Origin of the sequence: Streptomyces sp. NPDC052043 (genome assembly GCF_044548235.1) — a bacterium.
Classification (GTDB): Bacteria; Actinomycetota; Actinomycetes; order Streptomycetales; family Streptomycetaceae; genus Streptomyces.
This window is the reverse complement of the sequence record NZ_JBIUBT010000025.1, coordinates 25,578-44,700: the sequence shown is the minus strand read 5'-3', so window position 1 is coordinate 44,700 and position 19,123 is coordinate 25,578. Positions and strand designations below refer to the sequence as shown.

Genomic DNA, 19,123 nt, shown 5'->3' with positions numbered 1-19,123 from the left:
CGGGTGCCATCGTCTCCGGTTCCTCCGGCACGGCCCAGGCCAAGAAGGAGGCCCTCGAGGCCGCGGGCGTCAAGGTCGGCAAGACCCCGACCGAGGCCGCGGCACTGGCCCGGCAGGCGGTGTGACGCGTGAACCCCCCGAAGAACAAGCTCGCCGCGGCCTGGTCCGCACCGGACGGCGGCACGTCGTCCGACGGCGAAGGCCCCGCCCCCTCACAGCCGGGAACCCCCTCACAGCCGGGAAGAGGAACATGACACTGATCGGAGTCCCCCGGGAGACCGCGACGGGCGAACGCCGCGTCGCGCTGGTGCCCAAAGTCGTCGAACGGCTGCGTGCCGCGGGCCTCTCCGTCGTGGTGGAGGCCGGGGCCGGCGCCGGGGCGCTGATCCCCGACGAGCAGTACGAGCGGTCCGGGGCCGCCATCGGAGAACCGTGGGCCGCCGACGTCGTGGTCAAGGTGAACCCGCCGACACCCCACGAGATCGGCCTGCTGAGCCCGGGATCCGCCGTGATCGGCTTCCTGGCGCCGCTGACCAGGCCGGAGGTCGCCGAGCAGCTGCGCCTGACCGGTGTCGCGGGCTTCGCCATGGAGGCCGTTCCGCGCATCTCCCGCGCGCAGTCCATGGACGCGCTCTCCTCGCAGGCCAATGTCGCCGGCTACCAGGCGGTGCTGGCCGCCGCCCAGAACGCCACCCGTTTCTTCCCGATGCTCACCACGGCCGCCGGAACGGTGAAGCCGGCCACGGTCCTGGTACTCGGGGTGGGCGTCGCGGGGCTCCAGGCGCTGGCCACCGCCAAACGCCTCGGCGCCCGCACCACCGGCTTCGACGTACGGCCCGAGGTCGCCGAGCAGGTCCGCTCGCTCGGCGCGCAGTGGCTGGAGCTGGGTGTCGAGGCATCCGGCGAGGGAGGGTACGCCCGTGCCCTGACCGAAGAGGAACAGGCCGAGCAGCAGCGGCGGTTGAGCGAGGCGATCGCCGGCTTCGACGTGGTGATCACGACGGCGCTGGTCCCGGGACGCCCGGCGCCCCAGCTGGTCACCGCCGAGGCCGTACGGCGGATGCGGCCCGGCAGCGTCGTCGTCGACCTCGCCGGGGAGACGGGCGGCAACTGCGAACTCACCACACCGGGGGAGACCGTGGTGTGGCACGACGTCACGGTCGCGGCGCCGCTGAACCTGCCGGCGACGCTGCCCGAGCACGCCAGCGAACTGTACGCGCGCAACGTCCAGGCACTGCTCGAACTCATGCTGACCGACGGCGAGTTCGCACCGGACCTGGGGGACGAGATCCTCGCCGCCTGCTGTGTGACCCAGAACAGCGACCAGCTCACGGAGGCCCGATGATGTTCCTGGCCGACCTGGCGATCCTGGTGCTGGCCGGATTCGTCGGCTTCGCGGTGATCTCCAAAGTGCCCAACACCCTGCACACTCCGCTCATGTCCGGCACCAACGCCATCCACGGCATCGTCCTGCTCGGCGGCCTGATCCTGCTCGGCCGTTCCGCGTCGGGCCCCTTCGAGCGGGTGCTGCTCGTCGTCGCGATCGTGTTCGGCGCGATCAACGTGGTCGGCGGGTTCCTGGTGACCGACCGCATGCTCGGCATGTTCAAGAAGGCGCCGGACGGCGCCGGAGCCGGAAAGGACGCGGTCGGCCGTGGATGACCTGATCACGATTCTCTACATCGTCGCGTTCGCCCTGTTCATCCACGGCCTGATGGGCCTGACCGGACCGCGGACGGCCGTACGCGGCAACCTCACGGCGGCGGCGGGCATGCTGCTCGCCACCGTGGCCGCCCTGCTGACCCCCGGGACGGGCAACTGGCTGCTGATCGCGTTCGGCCTGGTCCTGGGCACGGTGATCGGCGTACCGGCGGCCCGGCGGGTCAAGATGACCGCGATGCCGCAGATGGTGGCGCTGTTCAACGGCGTGGGCGGCGGCGCCGTCGCCCTGATCTCCTGGGTGGAGTTCCGCGACAGCCACGGCTACGCGGCTCAGCCCGGCCACGTCGTCGTCACCTCGCTGTTCGCCGCGATCGTCGGCTCGCTCTCCTTCTGGGGCTCGCTCATCGCCTTCGGCAAGCTCCAGGAGATCCTGCCGGGCAGGCCGATCAGTCTCGGCCGGGGCCAGCAGCCGCTCAACCTGGCGCTGCTGCTGGTCTCGGTGGCCTGCGCGGTCGGCATCGGCCTGGGCCACGCCTCCGAGGCGCTGATCGTCGGTGTGCTGGTCTCCGCGGCGGTGCTCGGCGTGATGGTGGTGCTGCCGATCGGCGGCGCCGACATGCCGGTGGTGATCTCGCTGCTCAACGCCTTCACCGGACTGTCCGCCGCGGCCACCGGCCTGGCGCTGGACAACACGGCGATGATCGTCGCGGGCATGATCGTCGGAGCGTCCGGCACCATCCTGACCGATCTGATGGCCAAGGCGATGAACCGCTCGATCCCGGCCGTCGTCGCCGGCGGGTTCGGCGGGACCGGCGCCGCCGCGGGACCGGGAGGCGGCCCGGCGGACCAGACGGTACGGCGGACCAGCGCGGCCGACGTCGCCATCCAGATGGCCTACGCGAGCCAGGTGGTCGTCGTCCCCGGCTACGGCATGGCCGTGGCGCAGGCGCAGCACGCCGTACGCGAGATGGCCGGCCTGCTGGAGGCCCGCGGGGTGGAGGTCAAGCACGCCATCCACCCGGTCGCCGGACGCATGCCCGGCCATATGAACGTCCTGCTCGCCGAGGCCGACGTGCCCTACGAACAGCTCAGGGAGATGGACGACATCAACGGGGAGTTCGGCCGCACCGACGTGGCCCTGGTGATCGGCGCGAACGACGTCACCAACCCGGCCGCCCGCTCGAACCCCAGCTCGCCGATCTACGGGATGCCGATCCTCAACGTGGACCACGCCAGGTCGGTCATCGTGCTCAAGCGCTCGATGAACCCCGGGTTCGCCGGCATCGAGAACGAGCTGTACTTCGACGCCAGGACGTCGATGCTCTTCGGCGACGCGAAGTCCTCCGTCGCCGAGATCACCGAGGAACTCAAGGCCCTGTGACGGGGGGCGGCCGGGCACGAGGTGTCTGGCCGCCCCATGTGTCGCCACCGAGGGAGGCGGACCCCATGCTGCTCGACACCCACGGTCGGATCGCCACCGATCTACGGGTCTCGCTGACCGACCGCTGCAACCTGCGGTGCACCTACTGCATGCCCGAGGAGGGGCCGGACTGGCTGGCCCGCTCCCGGCTGCTCACCGACGACGAGGTCGTCCGGCTGGTGGGAATCGCGGTCACCGACCTGGGCGTCACCGAGGTGCGCTTCACCGGTGGGGAGCCGCTGCTGCGCCTCGGCCTGGCCGGGATCCTCGCCCGCTGCGCCGCGCTCACCCCGCGCCCGGAGCTGTCGCTGACCACCAACGGGATCGGGCTGGCCCGCACCGCGGGCGCGCTCCGCGAGGCCGGGCTCGACCGGGTCAACGTCTCGCTGGACACCTTGCGCCCGGACCGCTTCAAGGCGCTCACCCGCCGCGACCGGCACCGTGAGGTGCTGGCCGGGCTGGCCGCGGCGGGCGAGGCCGGGTTGGAACCGGTGAAGATCAACGCGGTGCTGATGCGCGACGTCAACGACGACGAGCCGGCCGAGCTGCTGGCCTGGGCCGTCCGGCACGGTTACCACCTGCGGTTCATCGAGCAGATGCCGCTGGATCCCCAACACGGCTGGCAGCGCGAGCGGATGGTGACCGCCGAGGAGATCCTGCGCAGGCTTGCCGCGTGCTTCTCCCTCACCCCCGAGCGGCGGGGTGAGCGCGGTTCGGCCCCCGCGGAACGGTGGCTGGTCGACGGCGGACCGGCCGCGGTGGGGGTGATCGCCTCGGTGACCAGGCCCTTCTGCCGGGCCTGTGACCGAACCCGGCTCACCGCGGACGGCCAGGTCCGCACCTGCCTGTTCGCCCGGGAGGAGACCGACCTGCGCACCGCGCTGCGCGCCGGGGCGTCCGACGCGGAGATCGCCGCCCTGTGGCGGGCGGCGACGCTGGGCAAGAAGGCGGGCTCCGGCCTCGACGACCCGTCCTTCCTCCAGCCCCGGCGCCCGATGTCCGCCATCGGCGGCTAGACGGAAAAGCAGGTCACGGAAGGGGCAAGCCGGCAGACCTGGGTGTGTGCTGCGGCGCCGGGAGAAAGATTCGGTACGACCTCTGGACAGGGGATCGTCCAGATTTGAGAATACTGCCTACCGCATATCGTATGCAATCTGAGCCCTCGGAGGAGTCGGTATGACGCGCACCACCCGCCCGGTCGCCCTGGCGCGCAACGGAATGGTCAGCACCCCGCACTACCTCGCCTCCACAGCCGGCCTCCGGGTGTTGCAGGAGGGGGGTACGGCCGTGGACGCCGCGATCGCCGTCAACGCGACGCTCGGCGTGGTGTACCCGCACATGACGGGACCGGGCGGCGACGCCTTCTGGCTGGTCCACGACGCCGCCACGGGCCGGGTCCACGCGCTCAACGGCAGCGGGCGGGCCGGCGCCCACGCGACCCGTGCGTACTTCCGGCAGCGCGACCACCGGGAGATCCCCACCCGGGGGCCGCTCGCCGCGGTGACCGTGCCGGGCGCCGTCGACAGCTGGTGCACCGCGCACGAACGTTTCGGCAGCCTCCCGCTCGCCCGCGTGCTCCAGCCGGCCATCACCTACGCCCGGGAGGGCTTCGCCGTCTGCGACAGCTACGCCGCCTGCGCCGCCGAGGTCGCACACGTCCTCAGCGCCCATCCGCTCACCCGAAGCACGCTGCTGCCGCAGGACCGGCCCCCGACCATGGCGGACGTCCTCGCGCTGCCGCAGCTGGCCGAAACGCTCGAGACCGTGGCGGAGAAGGGCCGGCCCGGCTTCTACGAGGGCCCCGTGGCCGAGGAGATCGCGACCAGCCTGCAACAGGCCGGTGGTCTGCTCACCACCGAGGACCTGGCCGCGCACCGGTCGGAGTGGACCGAACCGCTCTCCACGACGTACCGCGGGTACCGCTGCTACCAGGCCCCGCCGAACTCGCAGGGCTTCGCGCATCTGATGGCCCTGAACATCGTCGAGAACTTCGACCTCGGCTCCATGACCGACACCAGCCCCGAGTACGTCCACCTGCTGGTGGAGGCGACCCGCCTGGCGTTCGCCGACCGGGACCGGTACCTCACCGACCCCGACTTCCACGACATCCCCCTGGGGCACCTGCTGTCCAAGGACTACGCCGCCGAACTGAGCAGACGCGTGGCGCCCCGGCCGGCCCCCGCGCGACCGGGGGCGCGGATGGGCGGCGACACCACGTGCAGCGTCGTGGTGGACTCGGCCGGCAACGCGGTCTCGGTGATCCAGAGCCTGTACCACGAGTTCGGCTCCGGGTTCATCGCCGGCCGGACCGGGGTGCTGATGCACAACCGGGGATCGTTCTTCTCCCTGGACGAGGCACACCCGAACCGCCTCGAACCCGGCAAGCGGACCTTCCACACCCTGATGCCCGGCATGCTCTTCCGGGACGGGAACCTGGACCTCGTCTACGGGACCATGGGCGGCGAGGGCCAGCCGCAGACATCGAACGCCCTGGTCACCCGGGTGGTCGACTTCGGCAGGGACGTCCAGACGGCCATCGACGCGCCCCGCTGGCTGTACGGCCGCACCTGGGGGGACGAGCGACGCGACCTCCGGATGGAGGACCGCTTCTCCTCCGGGACGCTCGACGAACTGCGCACCTGGGGACATCCGGTCCGCGAGGTCGGCAGCTGGGACGGCGTGATGGGGCACGCCCAGGCCATCCGCGTCACCGACGACGTCCTCATGGGCGGCGCGGACCCGCGCGGCGACGGCCTCGCTCTCGGCTGGTGACGCCCGACCTCGTGACAGCCGGACGACCGGACGAGAGGAGACCCCGGGAATGGAAAACGCGAGCATCTGGCTCTGGGCTGCCTCGCTGGCCCCGCTCGCCCTGCTGCTCTTCCTGATGATCGCGCGGGGCTGGGGCGCGGCGGAAGCCGGTGCGCTGGGATGGCTGGTGGCCTCGGTGACCGCGCTGACGGTGTTCCACCTGCGCCTGGACGCCGTCGGACTGCAGACGGTCAAGGGAGTCGTCGAAGCCGTCACCATCGTCTACGTCATCCTGTCGGCGATCCTCATCTACGAGGTCGCCAAGGAGGCGGACGCGTTCACCCCGTTCCAGCGGGGCATGACGCGCATGTTCGTCCATCCGCTCCTCCAGGTCATGGCGATCGGCTGGGTCTTCGCCTCCTTCCTCCAGGGCATCACCGGTTTCGGCGTGCCCATCGCGGTGTGCGCCCCGCTGCTGGTCGGCATCGGTGTCCGTCCGCTCCACGCGGTGGTGATCGCGCTGGTCGGACACGCCTGGAACAACACCTTCGGCACCCTGTCGGCCGCCTGGATCGGCATGAGGCAGGTCACGCACCTGTCACCGGCTCAGAACGCCACCACGGCGATCCAGACCTCCCTGCTGCTGTGGATGGTCAACCTCGTCGGCGGCCTGACCATCTGCTGGCTCTACGGCCGCCTCCGGGGTCTGTGGGAGGGGCTGCCGGCGGTCGCGGTGATCTCGCTGGCACACGGTGGCGCCATGCTGGCGCTGTCCCAGTGGGACGACACGCTGAACGGCTTCGCCGCCGGCCTCGTCGGCCTGCTCGTCATCGCCGGCCTCGCCCGGCTGCCCCTCTACCGCCGCCCCTCCCGGGTGGCGAACAGCCCGGTGTTCGAGGTGGGCGGGTCGGCCGCCGCCGGCGCGCCGCCCGACCAGGCGGACCCGAGCACAGCGGAGCCCGGGCGCGCCTCGGCCGGCGACGGCGTACGGGGCCCGGTCACCGCGGCGATGTCGTCCGCGGGCGAGCCCGGTGCCGCGGCGCCCGCGATGTCGCTGAACACCGCGTTCATCCCTTACTCCACCCTGCTCGCGGTGACCGGGGTCGTCCTGCTGATCGGGCCGCTGAAGAACCTGCTGAGCAGGCCGACCATCGACGTGCGGTTCCCCGAGGTCACGACCGGGCTCGGGTTCACCACCCCGGCGTCGACGTCGAAACTGGTGCTTCTGACGCACGCCGGGACGCTCCTTCTCGTCACCGCCGCGATCAGCTACGCCCTCTACCGGCGCAAGGGACACCTCCGCGACCGGGCCTGGCGGCCGATCCTCAGCGGCACCGTGGAGAAGGCGATCGGCCCGACGATCGCCGTGGTGACCCTGGTGGCGATGGCCTCGGTGATGCAGGGCTCCGGCCAGGCCGACGTCCTCGCGACCAAGGTCGCCGCCTGGACCAGCGGAATCTACCTGCTCCTCGCGCCGTACATCGGCGTCTTCGGCACCTTCATCACCGGCTCCAACCTCTCCAGCAACCTGTTGTTCGGCGCCTTCCAGCAGACCACCGCCCAGGCCGGCGGGCTCAGCACCGCCCACGTCCTCAGCGCCCAGACGACCGGGGGCGCGCTGGGCACGATGATCTCCCCGAGCAAGATCCTGCTCGGCACCACCACCGCCGGGATCGGCGGGCGCGAGGGGCAGATCCTGCGCAGGACCCTGCCGTTGACCCTCATCACCACGGCCCTGGTCGGACTGCCGCTCTTCCTGCTCGCCTGACGGATCCCGCTCGCCCGACGGATCCCGCTCACCCGACGAAACGGAGAAACGCATGAACAGCACCGCACGCGCCCAAGCTTGGTCGAGCCTCGCGGCGGTCGCCGCGCTGCCCCTCCTCTACATCGGCGGCACCCACCGGATGGCGGCCCTGTCGGTCGCCGGACTCACCGTCTTCGCCGCGAGCATGCTGATCTCGCCCGCCCTGCGGTACGTCTCCCGTCCGCGGGCCTGAGGCCACCCGGCACCCGAGCGGCTCCGTGGGGCGGGTCGCGGCGTACGCGCGCGAACCCGCCCACGGGGCAACCGAACCGAGGTCAGGCGCCGACGTACGTCGCGAGGTGCTGTGCGGTGAGGGTGGAGCGGGCGGCGACGAGGTCGGCCGGCGTGCCCTCGAAGACGACCCGGCCGCCGTCGTGGCCGGCACCGGGACCGAGGTCGATGATCCAGTCCGCGTGCGCCATGACCGCCTGGTGGTGCTCGACGACGATGACCGACTTTCCGGAGTCGACGAGCCGGTCGAGCAGGCCGAGCAGGTGCTCGACGTCGGCGAGGTGCAGACCGGCGGTCGGCTCGTCGAGGACGTAGACGCCGCCCTTCTCGGCCATGTGGGTGGCCAGCTTGAGCCGCTGCCGCTCGCCGCCGGACAGGGTGGTGAGCGGCTGTCCCAGGGTGAGGTAGCCGAGCCCGACGTCGGCGAGCCGGCCGAGGACGCGGTGCGCGGCCGGTGTGCGGGCCTCCCCGGCGCCGAAGAACTCCTCGGCCTCCGCCACCGGCATCGCCAGCACCTCGCTGATGTCACGGCCGGCGAGGTGGTACTCGAGGACCGACGCGTCGAACCGCTTCCCCTCGCACTCCTCGCACGTGGTGGCCACGCCGGCCATCATCGCCAGGTCGGTGTAGATGACGCCGGCGCCGTTGCACGTGGGGCAGGCGCCCTCGGAGTTGGCGCTGAACAGCGCCGGCTTCACCCCGTTGGCCTTGGCGAAGGCCTTGCGGATCGGTTCGAGCAGCCCGGTGTACGTCGCCGGGTTGCTGCGCCGGGAGCCGCGGATCGAGCCCTGGTCGACCGACACCACACCCGCGCCGGCCGGGATCGACCCGTGCACGAGCGAGCTCTTGCCGGAACCGGCGACACCGGTGACGACGACGAGCGTCCCCAGCGGTATGTCGACGTCGACGCCGCGCAGGTTGTGCGCGTTGGCGCCACGGATCTCCAGCGTGCCGGTGGGCGTGCGCACCGTCTTCTTGAGGGAGGCCCGGTCGTCGAGGTGGCGGCCGGTGAGGGTGCCACTGGCCCGCAGCCCGTCGACGCTGCCCTCGAAGCAGACGGCGCCGCCCGCCGTACCGGCACCGGGACCGAGGTCGACGACGTGGTCGGCGATCGCGATGGTCTCCGGCTTGTGCTCCACCACGAGCACGGTGTTGCCCTTGTCCCGCAGCCGCAGCAGCAGGCCGTTCATCCGCTGGATGTCGTGCGGGTGCAGGCCGGTGGTGGGCTCGTCGAAGACGTAGGTCACGTCGGTGAGCGAGGAGCCGAGGTGGCGGATCATCTTCACGCGCTGCGCCTCGCCGCCCGACAGCGTGCCCGACGGGCGGTCGAGCGAGAGGTAGCCGAGGCCGATCTCCACGAACGAGTCGAGGGTCTGCTGCAACGTGGCGAGCAGCGGCGCCATCGAAGGCTCGTCCAGGCCGCGGACCCATGCGGCCAGATCGCTGATCTGCATCGCGCAGGCGTCCGCGATGCTGGTCCCGTCGATCCGCGACGACCGTGCCGCCTCGCTGAGCCGGGTGCCCCCGCACTCGGGGCAGTCGGTGAAGGTGATCGCCCGGTCCACGAACTCCCGGATGTGCGGCTGCATCGCCTCCCGGTCCTTGGAGAGCATCGACTTCTGGATCCTCGGGATCAGACCCTCGTAGGTCATGTTGATGCCCGCGATCTTCATCCTGGTCGGCTCGCGGTGCAGGAAGTCCTGCAGTTCCTGCTTGGTGTACTTGCGGATCGGCTTGTCCGCGTCGAAGAAGCCGGACTCGCTGTAGAGCCGGTAGTTCCAGCCGCCCGGCTTGTAGCCGGGGATGGTCAGCGCGCCCTCGGTGAGCGACTTGGAGTCGTCGTAGAGCTGGGTGAGGTCGACGTCGGAGACCTTGCCGCGGCCCTCGCAGCGCGGGCACATACCGCCGGTGATGCTGAAGCTGCGCCGCTCCTTCACGGTCTTCCCGGCGCGCTCCACGGTGACCGCGCCCGCCCCGCTGATCGAGGGCACGTTGAAGGAGAACGCCTTGGGCGAGCCGATGTGCGGCTGCCCGAGCCGGCTGAAGAGGATGCGCAGCATCGCGTTGGCGTCGGTGGCGGTGCCGACCGTGGAGCGGGGGTCGCCGCCCATCCGCTGCTGGTCGACGATGATCGCGGTCGTCAGCCCGTCGAGGACGTCGACCTCGGGCCGGGCCAGCGTCGGCATGAAGCCCTGCACGAAGGCGCTGTAGGTCTCGTTGATCAGCCGCTGGGACTCGGCGGCGATCGTGTCGAACACCAGTGAGCTCTTGCCCGAGCCGGAGACTCCGGTGAACACCGTCAGACGCCGCTTCGGGATCTCGATGCTGACGTCCTTGAGGTTGTTCTCGCGCGCGCCGTGCACGCGGATCAGATCGTGGCTGTCCGCAGCGTGCGGCTCGGGCGACGGGGTGTCCGCCTTCGTGGCCTTGCTCATCGTGTCTCCATCTGTGAGGCTGGGCCGCCTTCGCGGCGACGGTGGATGTCCGCCTGAGCGGCGGTGCCGGGCCGGCGCGACGTGCGTCCTGCCGACGCCCACCGGGTCGCGCTCCGCGCGAGAACCAAGGCATTATCCACGCATTTCTCCCCCGCGCACCCGCCCAGCCGGGAAGTCGGCGCATCCGCGCAGCTCATCCCCGTGATCGCCGGACGGCTCGGCCCCACGCTACCGACAGCCCGGCGCCCGGCGCTTCTCCATTCCTGACCCGTCCGGCCGGGCATCCCGTTCCTGACCCGTCCGGCCGGGCACCCGCTGCGGGTGCCCGGCCGGGCTCTTTCCCGGTTACAGGTAGGGGCGGGTGATCAGCTCGATCCCGTGACCGGCGGGGTCCTTGAAGTAGACCCCTCGGCCGCCGTGCTCGTGGTTGATCTCGCCGGGGCACTGCAGGTGCGGATCGGCCCAGTGCTCGATGCCGCGGTCGCACAGCCGCTGATACGCCCGGTCGAACAGGTCGTCGTCGACCAGGAACGCGTAGTGCTGCATCTGGATCTCGACCGGCGGCTCCGCGAACTGGAGCAGCACGCCGTCGGCGAGCCGGATGTTGGTGAACGGGCCCCAGGACGGCGCCGCCGCCACTTCGAGCAGTTCTCGGAAGAAGCGGGCCGACTCCTCGCGGTCCTTGGAGGCGATGATGGTGTGGTTGAACGTGGCTGTCATTCGCTGACCTGACTGTGGTTCGGCATGGAAGCGGATGCGTCGTGCTGCCGAGCACGGGGAGGTCCGCGTGCCGAACCCAGGGGGTGCCTTCTCCGCACCCGCGGTGCGATCAGCCCACCACCGGGTGGCCCATCCGTGAGTGGCGTATCGCCGGTCCGGTGTTCACATCGGGTGACCCTACTTGATCCGGCTTCCGTGCGGGTGGCTCACGCGGAATGCGGGGCCGGGCCGAGCCACGCGAGGGCCGCGGTGGTCAGCGCCGTGACGCCGTTGGTGAGGGTGGGCCGCATGACGGGCGCGAAGAACGGCGAGTGGTTCTGCGGGATGTCACGGCTCGTGGTGCCCGCGGCCTCCGCCCGGGCGTAGACGTCGGGATCGACGCCGCCGAGCAGCCAGTAGCAGACCGGCACGTTCGCGCTGGTGCCGAAGATGCCGACGTCCTCACTGCCGGAGGAGGCACCCGGGTCGCTCAGCCTGTCGTGGCCGATCACGTCACCGACGGCGGCCATGGTGCGGGCGCACGCCTCCTCGTCGTTGACCATCAGCGGGAAGGTGTGCAGCGTGCTGATCTCGGGATCCTGCTGCGCCCCGGCGGCCGCCGCCTCGCCGCGGACGATGCGCTCCACCGCGCCCAGGACGGTCCGGCGGACCTGCTGGGTGTAGGTGCGGATGTTGAGCTGGAGCCGGGCCTCGTCCGGGATGATGTTGTCCTTGGTGCCGGCCTGCAGGGCGCCGACGGTGACCACGGCCCGGTCCGCGGAGGCGATCTCGCGGGAGACCACGGTCTGCAACCGCATCACGGTGGAGGCCGCCATCACCACCGGGTCGATCGCCGCCTCCGGCATGGACGCGTGGGCTCCGCGCCCGAACATGCGCACCTCCAGCGCGTCGGTGGCGGCGAAGGCGAGACCGGGATGGCAGGCGACGGTACCGGCCGGGAGTGACATCACGTGCTGGCCGAGGACGACGTCGGGGGTGCCGAACCGGGCGTACAGGTCGTCGTCGACCATGGCCTGGGCGCCCTGGCCCAGCTCCTCGGCCGGCTGGAACACGGCCAGCACGGTGCCCGACCACCGGTCGCGGGCGCCCGCCAGGAGCGCCAGGGTGCCCAACAGGCAGGTGACGTGCACGTCGTGGCCGCAGGCGTGCATGACGCCCTCGTTCGTCGACGCGTACGGCAGTCCGGTCCGCTCGGTGACGGGCAGCGCGTCGAAGTCGGCGCGCAGCAGCACGGTCGGGCCCCGGCCGTTCACCAGCCTGGCCACGACGCCGGTGCGCCCGACGCCCTCGGTGACCTCGTACCCGAGGTCCCGTGCGCGGTGGGAGACCTCGGCGGCCGTGCGGTGCTCCTCGAAGGACAGCTCGGGGTGGGCGTGCAGGTCCTGGTAGAGCGCTTCGAGGTCCTCGGTGAGGGCGGTGTCCAGGCCGGTCAGGACCTGCCGGGTCGACTCGTGTGCGGTCATCGTGATGCCCCTTCGACCGGCGGAGGCCGACACCTCCGACGTAACCACATTGCCCGGGGGCGTGGCAGCCCGGTCGGCGCCACGTCAGGCTGCTTGAAAGTTGGAGCACTGCTGCCACCTGGGTTAGCTTGAAGATTCAAGCGAAACCGGGGTTCCGCCGCCCAGCGCCGTTGGACCCCGCCGCCCGACCCGCGAGGAGCCCCCACCTTGACCACTCCTGACGCCGCCCTGTCCCGCCCCTCCGCCGCGCCGGAGGAGGCCCCGGCGGCCCCCGTCCATGCCTACGACGCCGGCCTGCTCGTCCTGCGCCTCGCGCTCGGTCTGACCATGGCCGCGCACGGCACCCAGAAGCTGTTCGGCTGGTTCGGCGGAGGCGGTGTCGACGGCACCGGGCAGTTCTTCGCCGCTTCCGGCTACCCCTCACCCAGGGCGTTCGCCGTCGTGGCCGGGCTCAGTGAGACCCTCGGCGGGCTCGGTCTCGTGCTCGGCCTGCTCACCCCGCTTGCCGCCGCGGCCGTCGCCGGCACGCTGGTCAACGCGATCTCCGTCAAGTGGGGTGGCGGCTTCTTCGCCCCGCAGGGCGTCGAGTACGAGCTCCTCATCGCCCTGTCCGCGGTGGCACTCGCCCTCACCGGGCCCGGCCGGATCGCCGTGGACCGCCTGCTGCCCGGACTGCGCTCGCACCGCGTCACCCACGGTGTCGCCGCGCTCGTGCTCGGCGCCGTCGTGGCCGGCGTCACCCTGCTGCTGCGTCACTGACGCCGGGCTCCGGACGGCAGGCCGTGCCCGGTCTGTCGTCCGGACCGCTGTCCGACCTGTGGATCTCATTTGACATTAGAGAGTCTTATAGAAGATAAAGGTGACGCTTTGGCCATCAATTCACGCGGCGTGACATCTGCGGCGTGATGCCGACGAACGCTGCGCGAATGAGTCCTGACATGTCCCACCCCCTCACCGACCAGCCCACTGCCGACCCCGCGGGGGAGTGGGACGCATGGCGGTCCGAGCGCCATCGGGCCCTCACCTCGCCGACGGGCAACCTCGCCCTCGTCGAGACCCGCTGGCTGCCGGCCGGTGAACGCCCGGACGCCGAGGCCGCGCATGCCGGGCAGCCGCACACGGTGACCGTCACCACGCTCCAGCGCACCGACCTCGTCACCGGCGAGCCCGAGCACGGCCTGCGGTTCTGGGACGCCGACTCGGACGCCATCCGCCACTTCGAGCGGGTCGACGTGTTCCCCTACGACCCGGCCTGGGTGCTCGAGGCGACCTACACGCCCGTGCCCGGCGCCCGGCGCGTGCCCTTCGAGCACATCCGGGACAACGGCGGCACCCGTGACCTCGTCGTCCCCGGCGACATCACGCTCACCGTCGACGGCCGCGCCCACACCCTCAGCGCCTTCGACGACGACGGCACCCTGCTGCTCGTCTTCGGCGACCCCACCAACGGCGACACCACCTACGGCGCCGGCCGCTTCCTCTTCGTGCAGCGCACCGAGGACGACGGCCGCGTCCTGCTCGACTTCAACCGTGCCTTCGTGCCGCCCTGCGGATTCTCCGATCAGTACAACTGTCCGATGCCGCCGCGGCAGAACCGTTTCCACCTGCCCGTCGAGGCCGGTGAGAAGCTCCCCGTCTTCCGCGGCGGCTTCCCCGCCCAGCACTGATCGCCCCGCAGCCTCCCGCACCACAGCACGAAAGCGCCCTCACCCATGAGCATCAAGAAGACGTCCCTGTACGCCACCGTCACCGCGGCCGCCCTCGCCCTCACCCTGACCGCCTGCGGCGGCTCCGGCTCGGGCGGCAGCGCCTCGGGCGGCGCCTGGAACAAGGACGCCACCGTCAACATCGGCTCCCTCTACGAGCCGCAGAACCTCGACAACACCGCGGGCGGCGGCCAGGGCGTGACGGAGGCCCTCAACGGCAACGTCTACGAGGGGCTGTTCAAGCTCACCGACGACGGCAAGGTCGAGAAGCTCCTCGCCCAGGACTACAAGGTCAGCGGTGACGGACTCACCTACACCTTCACCCTGCGCGACGGCGTGAAGTTCCACAGCGGCAAGGCCCTCACCAGCGAAGACGTCAAGTACAGCCTGGAGAAGGTCATCGCGGACGACTCCCAGTCCGCCCGCAGGGCCAACCTCGAGGTCATCAAGGACATCGCCACCCCCGACGCGCGGACCGTCAAGGTCACGCTGTCGAAGAAGTCGATCTCCTTCGTCTACAACCTCTCCTACGTCTGGATCATCAACTCCCAGGCCAAGAACCTGAAGACGACCGAGGACGGCACCGGCCCCTACCAGCTCGACAAGTGGACCCGCGGCTCCGCCCTGGTCCTGGACCGGTTCCCCGGCTACTGGGGCAAGGCAGCCAGCAACAAGAAGGTCGTCCTCCACTACTACAAGGACGCGACCGCGCTGAACAACGCGCTGCTGACCAACGCCGTCGACGTGGTCACCAGCGAGCAGTCGCCCGACGCCCTCGACCAGTTCAAGAGCAACCAGAACTACAAGGTCAACGACGGCGACTCCACCACCAAGCTGCTGCTCGCCTTCAACGACAAGGCCAAGCCGTTCACCGACGTCAAGGTGCGCCAGGCCGTGTCCTCCGCCATCGACGACAAGAAGCTCCTCGAGTCGGTCTGGGGCAGCTACGGCAAGCTCATCGGCTCCATGGTGCCGCCCACCGACCCCTGGTACGAGGACCTCACCAAGGTCAACGCCTACGACCCGGCGCGCGCCAAGAAGCTGCTCGCCGAGGCCGGCTACGCCAAGGGCTTCAGCTTCACCCTCGACACCCCCAACTACGACCCGCACCCCACCGCCGCGACCTTCATCAAGTCCGAACTCGCCAAGGTCGGCGTCACCGTCAGGATCAACACGATCACGCCGGACGAGTGGTACACGAAGGTCTACAAGAACCACGACTTCTCGGCCACCCTCCAGGAGCACGTCAACGACCGCGACCTCGTCTGGTACGGCAACCCCGACTTCTACTGGGGCTACGACAACAAGCAGGTCACCCAGTGGGTGAACCAGGCCGAAGAGGCCTCCACCACCGCCGAGCAGACCGAGCTGCTGAAGAAGGTCAACCGCAAGACCGCCGAGGACGCGGCCAGTGACTGGCTGTACCTGTACCCGCAGATCGTCGTCGCCAACAGCAAGCTGTCCGGCTACCCGCTCAACGGCCTCAACTCGCAGTTCTACGTCTACGACATCCAGAAGAAGGGCTGATGGCCCGCTATCTCCTGCGCCGCTTCGCCTTCCTCCTGGTGTCGCTGGCCCTGGCGAGCGTGGTGCTGTTCGTCCTGCTGCGCATGCTGCCCGGCGACCCGGCCAACGCACTCACCGCGGTGGGTGCGAGCCCGGAGCAGATCGCCGCGGCACGGCACTCCATCGGCTCCGACAAGCCGCTGCCCGAGCAGTTCGTCCACTGGCTCGGGCAGTTGGCGAGCGGCGACCTCGGCACCTCCTTCGTCAGCTCGCTGCCCGTCGGACCCGAGGTCGCCTCCCGGCTGAGCGTCACCGTGCCGCTGACCCTGGCCGCGTTCACCCTCGCCGTCGTCCTCGCCGTGCCCGCCGGGTTCGTCGCGGCGCACAAGCGGCACACCTGGTACGGCGCGCTGCTCAGCGGCGTGTCCCAACTGGGCATCGCCGTCCCGGTGTTCTGGCTCGGCATGATCCTCATCGCCGTGTTCGCGCTGAACGCCGGCTGGCTTCCGGCCGGCGGCTTCCCCCCGGACGGCTGGTCGGAGCCCGCCGAGGCGATCCGCTCCCTCGTCCTGCCGGTCGTCACCATCGCCCTGGTGATGAGCGCGTCGCTGATCCGCTACGTCCGCTCCGCCACCCTCGACGTCCTCGGCAGCGACCACCTGCGCACCGCTCGCGCCCTGGGCTCGTCCTTCGCCGGGGCGATGTGGCGCCACGGCCTGCGCAACGCCTCCGTACCGGTCATCTCCGTGCTCGGCATCGAACTCGCCTCGACCCTGCTCGGCGCGGTCGTCGTGGAATCGGTGTACGCGCTGCCCGGCCTCGGCTCCCTGCTCGCCACCGCCATCGCACAGCACGACTACCCCGTCATCCAGGGCGTGCTGTTCGTCTCCACCCTCGCCGTGCTGCTCATCGGCTTCGTCGCCGACCTCGTCCAGCGGATCATCGACCCGCGCCTGCGCGGCCGACTCTCCGGAGGTGCCCGATGACCCAGCAGGACACACTGCCCACCGCCCGCCCGGAGAAGACGTCGGCGCGCGGACGGGGCTCGCGGCGCTCCGCCACGCTCGTCGTCGGCTGTGTCCTGGCCGGTCTCATCGCCCTGCTCGCCCTGGTCTCCCTGTTCTGGCTGCCCTACCCCGCCGACGACACCTCCGGCGGACGGCTGGCCGGTCCCGGGAACGGGCATCTGCTGGGCACCGACAAACTCGGGCGCGACCTGTTCACCCAGGTGATGACCGGATCCCGGATCGCCGTCGAGGCGGGCCTGGGGTCGGTGCTCCTCGCCGCCGCGATCGGCGTCACCCTCGGCGTGCTCGCGGCGTTCGCACAGGGCTGGCTCGACGACACGCTCTCGGCGTTCCTCGACATCCTCATCGCCTTCCCGACGCTGCTGCTCGCGATGCTCATCGTCGCCGCCCGCTCGGCGACCCTCGGCTCCGCCGTCCTCGCGATCGGCCTGGCGCAGAGCGCGGTCGTCGCCCGGCTGGTGCGCATCCTCGTCAAACGCGTTCTGGCGCGGGACTACATCACCGCCGCCCGCACTTCCGGCACCTCCTGGCCGCGGACCGTGGTCGGCCACGTCCTGCCCAACATCTGGCCCACCCTCGTGGTCAACCTCGCCCTCCAGTTCGGGCTCGCCGTGCTGGCCGAGGCCGGACTGTCCTACCTCGGGCTCGGGGCGCCCCCGCCGAACGCCTCGTGGGGCCGGATGCTCCAGGAGGCCCAGACCACCTTCACCACCGCTCCGGCGGGCGCCCTCGCCCCCGGCATCCTGCTCGTCCTGCTCGTCATCGGCGTCAACCTCATCGCCGACGGCCTGCGCGACACCCTCGACCCGGCCACCCGCCGGAGGCGCGCGTGAACCTCCTCGACGTACGTGGGCTGACCGTCCGCACCGGCGACGGACGGACCCTGGTCGACGACCTGTCCTTCACCGTGGCCGGTGGTGAACGCCTCGGCCTCATCGGCGAGTCCGGCTCCGGCAAGTCCCTGACCACGCTCGCCGTGCTCGGTCTGCTGCCCGACGGCATGACCGCCACCGGCAGCGTGGAACTCGCCGGCACCCAGGTGATCGGCGCCCCCGAGAAGCGGCTCACCTCCCTGCGCGGCCGGGACGCGGCCGTCGTCTTCCAGGAGCCGCTCACCGCGCTCGACCCGCTGATGCGCGTGGGCCGCCAGATCGCCGAGCCCCTGCGCAGGCGCACCGGCCTGAAGGGCAAGGACCTCCAGCGGGCCGTGGCCGACACGCTCGCACAGGTCCGGCTGCCCGACCCCGAGCGCATCGCCCGCGCGTTCCCGCACGAGATCTCCGGCGGGCAGCGCCAGCGGGTGGCCCTCGCCATGGCGCTGGCCTGTGCACCGAAACTGCTCATCGCGGACGAGCCGACCACGGCCCTGGACGTGTCCGTGCAGGCGGAGATGCTGGAACTCATCGACACGCTGGTCCGGGAACGGGACATGGCGGTGCTGTTCGTCAGCCACGACCTCGCCGTGGTGGCCAAGGTGACCGACCGCGCCCTGGTCCTGAAGGACGGGCGGGCCGTCGAGGAGGGCCCGGTCGACGCCATCGTCGGCGCACCCCGCGAGGAGTACACCAAGGCCCTCGTCGCGAGCGCCCGGCGCCTGGAATCCGCCCTGGACCTGAGGAGCGCGTCATGACCCCCGTACTCGAACTGTCCGGCGTCGCGCTGCGCTACCGGGGCAGTACGGCCAACGTGGTCGAGGACGTCTCCCTCGAGGTCGAGGCCGGACACAGTCTCGCGCTCGTCGGCGAGTCAGGGGCCGGCAAGACCACGCTGCTGCGGCTGCTGCTCGGCCTCGCCCGCCCCACGGCGGGCCAGGTCCGCTTCGACGGCGCCGAACTGTCCCCGCGGAACCGGGAACAGATGCGCCGCTTCCGGCGCGGCGTCCAGTGCGTCTTCCAGGACCCCTACTCCTCGCTCGACCCGCGCCGCCGGATCGGCGCCACGGTGGCCGAGCCGCTGCTCTCCCTCGGCATCGACAGCCGCGCCACGGCCCGGCCGAAGGTGGCCGCGGCCCTGGAGCGGGTCGGCCTGCCGGCCGACGCGGCGGACCGCTATCCGCACGAGTTCTCCGGCGGCCAGCGCCAGCGGATCGCCATCGCCCGCGCCACGGTCTGCACCCCGCGGATCCTGCTGGCCGACGAACCCGTGAGCGCGCTCGACGTCACCACCCGGGTGAAGGTCGTCGACCTGCTGGCCGAGCTCAAGCAGGAGCAGGGACTGACCCTCGTGATGGTCTCCCACGACCTCTCGGTCGTCGCCTCCCTGTGCGAGCGCACCGCGGTCCTGGAACGCGGGCGTGTGGTCGAACACGGCGACACCGCCCAGGTTCTGGGCCGACCCGCGCACCCGTACACCCGCCGCCTGCTCGACAGCGTGCCGCGCCTGCCGTCCTGACCC

The 19,123-nt window shown here is 71.2% G+C and carries 17 protein-coding genes and 1 pseudogene; 15 read left to right on the top strand and 3 right to left on the bottom strand.

Features of this window, described 5'->3' with window-relative positions:
• The 8 genes and pseudogenes from ACIHCX_RS37400 to ACIHCX_RS37365 form a co-directional block, all read left to right on the top strand.
• A pseudogene (locus ACIHCX_RS37400) lies at positions 1–125 on the top strand (succinate--CoA ligase subunit alpha); the annotation flags it as partial.
• Between the two features lie 125 nt (positions 126–250).
• Complete coding sequence (locus tag ACIHCX_RS37395) at positions 251–1,345, top strand: Re/Si-specific NAD(P)(+) transhydrogenase subunit alpha (protein WP_400037745.1); 1,095 nt, start codon at positions 251–253, stop codon at positions 1,343–1,345.
• Complete coding sequence (locus tag ACIHCX_RS37390) at positions 1,342–1,662, top strand: NAD(P) transhydrogenase subunit alpha (protein WP_400037743.1); 321 nt, start codon at positions 1,342–1,344, stop codon at positions 1,660–1,662. The genes ACIHCX_RS37395 and ACIHCX_RS37390 overlap by 4 nt, the downstream gene beginning before the upstream one ends.
• Positions 1,655–3,043, top strand: a complete 1,389-nt coding sequence (locus ACIHCX_RS37385; protein ID WP_400037741.1) for an NAD(P)(+) transhydrogenase (Re/Si-specific) subunit beta — start codon at positions 1,655–1,657, stop codon at positions 3,041–3,043. The genes ACIHCX_RS37390 and ACIHCX_RS37385 overlap by 8 nt, the downstream gene beginning before the upstream one ends.
• A 65-nt stretch (positions 3,044–3,108) precedes the next feature.
• On the top strand, positions 3,109–4,098 hold the full coding sequence (moaA, locus tag ACIHCX_RS37380) for a GTP 3',8-cyclase MoaA (RefSeq protein ID WP_400037739.1): 990 nt from the start codon (positions 3,109–3,111) through the stop codon (positions 4,096–4,098).
• Positions 4,099–4,258: 160 nt separating this feature from the next.
• The gene (gene ggt, locus ACIHCX_RS37375) at positions 4,259–5,854 is read left to right on the top strand and encodes a gamma-glutamyltransferase (RefSeq protein WP_400037737.1); all 1,596 of its coding nucleotides are present in this window, start codon (positions 4,259–4,261) and stop codon (positions 5,852–5,854) included.
• Between the two features lie 49 nt (positions 5,855–5,903).
• The gene (locus tag ACIHCX_RS37370) at positions 5,904–7,601 is read left to right on the top strand and encodes an L-lactate permease (RefSeq protein WP_400037735.1); all 1,698 of its coding nucleotides are present in this window, start codon (positions 5,904–5,906) and stop codon (positions 7,599–7,601) included.
• 52 nt (positions 7,602–7,653) lie between these two features.
• Positions 7,654–7,833, top strand: coding sequence for a hypothetical protein (locus ACIHCX_RS37365; RefSeq protein ID WP_400037733.1), 180 nt, complete (start codon positions 7,654–7,656; stop codon positions 7,831–7,833).
• 82 nt (positions 7,834–7,915) lie between these two features.
• Here the strand turns inward: ACIHCX_RS37365 and ACIHCX_RS37360 are convergent, their stop codons facing one another.
• The 3 genes from ACIHCX_RS37360 to ACIHCX_RS37350 form a co-directional block, all read right to left on the bottom strand.
• Positions 7,916–10,306 carry an ATP-binding cassette domain-containing protein gene (locus tag ACIHCX_RS37360; protein ID WP_400037731.1) on the bottom strand — a complete coding sequence of 797 codons (2,391 nt, stop codon included), beginning with the start codon at positions 10,304–10,306 and terminating at the stop codon, positions 7,916–7,918.
• 345 nt (positions 10,307–10,651) lie between these two features.
• Positions 10,652–11,026: a VOC family protein gene (locus ACIHCX_RS37355; RefSeq protein WP_400037729.1), complete on the bottom strand. Its 375-nt coding sequence runs from the start codon at positions 11,024–11,026 to the stop codon at positions 10,652–10,654.
• A 206-nt stretch (positions 11,027–11,232) separates the two neighbouring features.
• Complete coding sequence (locus ACIHCX_RS37350) at positions 11,233–12,489, bottom strand: amidohydrolase (protein ID WP_400037727.1); 1,257 nt, start codon at positions 12,487–12,489, stop codon at positions 11,233–11,235.
• Positions 12,490–12,696: 207 nt separating this feature from the next.
• On the opposite strand from ACIHCX_RS37350, the gene ACIHCX_RS37345 reads away from it, so the two are divergent.
• From ACIHCX_RS37345 to ACIHCX_RS37315, 7 genes are all read left to right on the top strand, one after another.
• Complete coding sequence (locus ACIHCX_RS37345; RefSeq protein ID WP_400037725.1) at positions 12,697–13,248, top strand: DoxX family protein; 552 nt, start codon at positions 12,697–12,699, stop codon at positions 13,246–13,248.
• A 179-nt stretch (positions 13,249–13,427) separates the two neighbouring features.
• Complete coding sequence (locus tag ACIHCX_RS37340) at positions 13,428–14,156, top strand: DUF1684 domain-containing protein (protein ID WP_400037723.1); 729 nt, start codon at positions 13,428–13,430, stop codon at positions 14,154–14,156.
• Positions 14,157–14,201: 45 nt separating this feature from the next.
• Positions 14,202–15,722: an ABC transporter substrate-binding protein gene (locus ACIHCX_RS37335; RefSeq protein WP_400037721.1), complete on the top strand. Its 1,521-nt coding sequence runs from the start codon at positions 14,202–14,204 to the stop codon at positions 15,720–15,722.
• The gene (locus ACIHCX_RS37330) at positions 15,722–16,687 is read left to right on the top strand and encodes an ABC transporter permease (protein ID WP_400037719.1); all 966 of its coding nucleotides are present in this window, start codon (positions 15,722–15,724) and stop codon (positions 16,685–16,687) included. The genes ACIHCX_RS37335 and ACIHCX_RS37330 overlap by 1 nt, the downstream gene beginning before the upstream one ends.
• On the top strand, positions 16,684–17,562 hold the full coding sequence (locus tag ACIHCX_RS37325) for an ABC transporter permease (RefSeq protein WP_400037717.1): 879 nt from the start codon (positions 16,684–16,686) through the stop codon (positions 17,560–17,562). Before ACIHCX_RS37330 ends, ACIHCX_RS37325 begins: the two co-directional genes overlap by 4 nt.
• Positions 17,559–18,359 carry an ATP-binding cassette domain-containing protein gene (locus ACIHCX_RS37320; protein ID WP_400037715.1) on the top strand — a complete coding sequence of 267 codons (801 nt, stop codon included), beginning with the start codon at positions 17,559–17,561 and terminating at the stop codon, positions 18,357–18,359. The genes ACIHCX_RS37325 and ACIHCX_RS37320 overlap by 4 nt, the downstream gene beginning before the upstream one ends.
• Entirely contained in the window at positions 18,356–19,120 is a 765-nt protein-coding gene (locus tag ACIHCX_RS37315; RefSeq protein WP_400037713.1) for an ABC transporter ATP-binding protein, read from the top strand. The genes ACIHCX_RS37320 and ACIHCX_RS37315 overlap by 4 nt, the downstream gene beginning before the upstream one ends.
• The last annotated feature ends 3 nt before the right edge of the window (positions 19,121–19,123 follow it).

What these genes read in the sequence shown, in the direction of transcription:
- ACIHCX_RS37315 (WP_400037713.1), top strand. Translation starts at nt 18,356, where the DNA reads ATGACCCCCGTACTCGAACTGTCCGGCGTCGCGCTGCGCTACCGGGGC.
- ACIHCX_RS37365 (WP_400037733.1), top strand. Translation starts at nt 7,654, where the DNA reads ATGAACAGCACCGCACGCGCCCAAGCTTGGTCGAGCCTCGCGGCGGTC.
- ACIHCX_RS37355 (WP_400037729.1), bottom strand. Translation starts at nt 11,026, where the DNA reads ATGACAGCCACGTTCAACCACACCATCATCGCCTCCAAGGACCGCGAG.
- ACIHCX_RS37350 (WP_400037727.1), bottom strand. Translation starts at nt 12,489, where the DNA reads ATGACCGCACACGAGTCGACCCGGCAGGTCCTGACCGGCCTGGACACC.
- ACIHCX_RS37325 (WP_400037717.1), top strand. Translation starts at nt 16,684, where the DNA reads ATGACCCAGCAGGACACACTGCCCACCGCCCGCCCGGAGAAGACGTCG.
- moaA (WP_400037739.1), top strand. Translation starts at nt 3,109, where the DNA reads ATGCTGCTCGACACCCACGGTCGGATCGCCACCGATCTACGGGTCTCG.
- ACIHCX_RS37360 (WP_400037731.1), bottom strand. Translation starts at nt 10,306, where the DNA reads ATGAGCAAGGCCACGAAGGCGGACACCCCGTCGCCCGAGCCGCACGCT.
- ACIHCX_RS37395 (WP_400037745.1), top strand. Translation starts at nt 251, where the DNA reads ATGACACTGATCGGAGTCCCCCGGGAGACCGCGACGGGCGAACGCCGC.
- ACIHCX_RS37340 (WP_400037723.1), top strand. Translation starts at nt 13,428, where the DNA reads ATGTCCCACCCCCTCACCGACCAGCCCACTGCCGACCCCGCGGGGGAG.
- ACIHCX_RS37370 (WP_400037735.1), top strand. Translation starts at nt 5,904, where the DNA reads ATGGAAAACGCGAGCATCTGGCTCTGGGCTGCCTCGCTGGCCCCGCTC.
- ggt (WP_400037737.1), top strand. Translation starts at nt 4,259, where the DNA reads ATGACGCGCACCACCCGCCCGGTCGCCCTGGCGCGCAACGGAATGGTC.
- ACIHCX_RS37390 (WP_400037743.1), top strand. Translation starts at nt 1,342, where the DNA reads ATGATGTTCCTGGCCGACCTGGCGATCCTGGTGCTGGCCGGATTCGTC.
- ACIHCX_RS37330 (WP_400037719.1), top strand. Translation starts at nt 15,722, where the DNA reads ATGGCCCGCTATCTCCTGCGCCGCTTCGCCTTCCTCCTGGTGTCGCTG.
- ACIHCX_RS37335 (WP_400037721.1), top strand. Translation starts at nt 14,202, where the DNA reads ATGAGCATCAAGAAGACGTCCCTGTACGCCACCGTCACCGCGGCCGCC.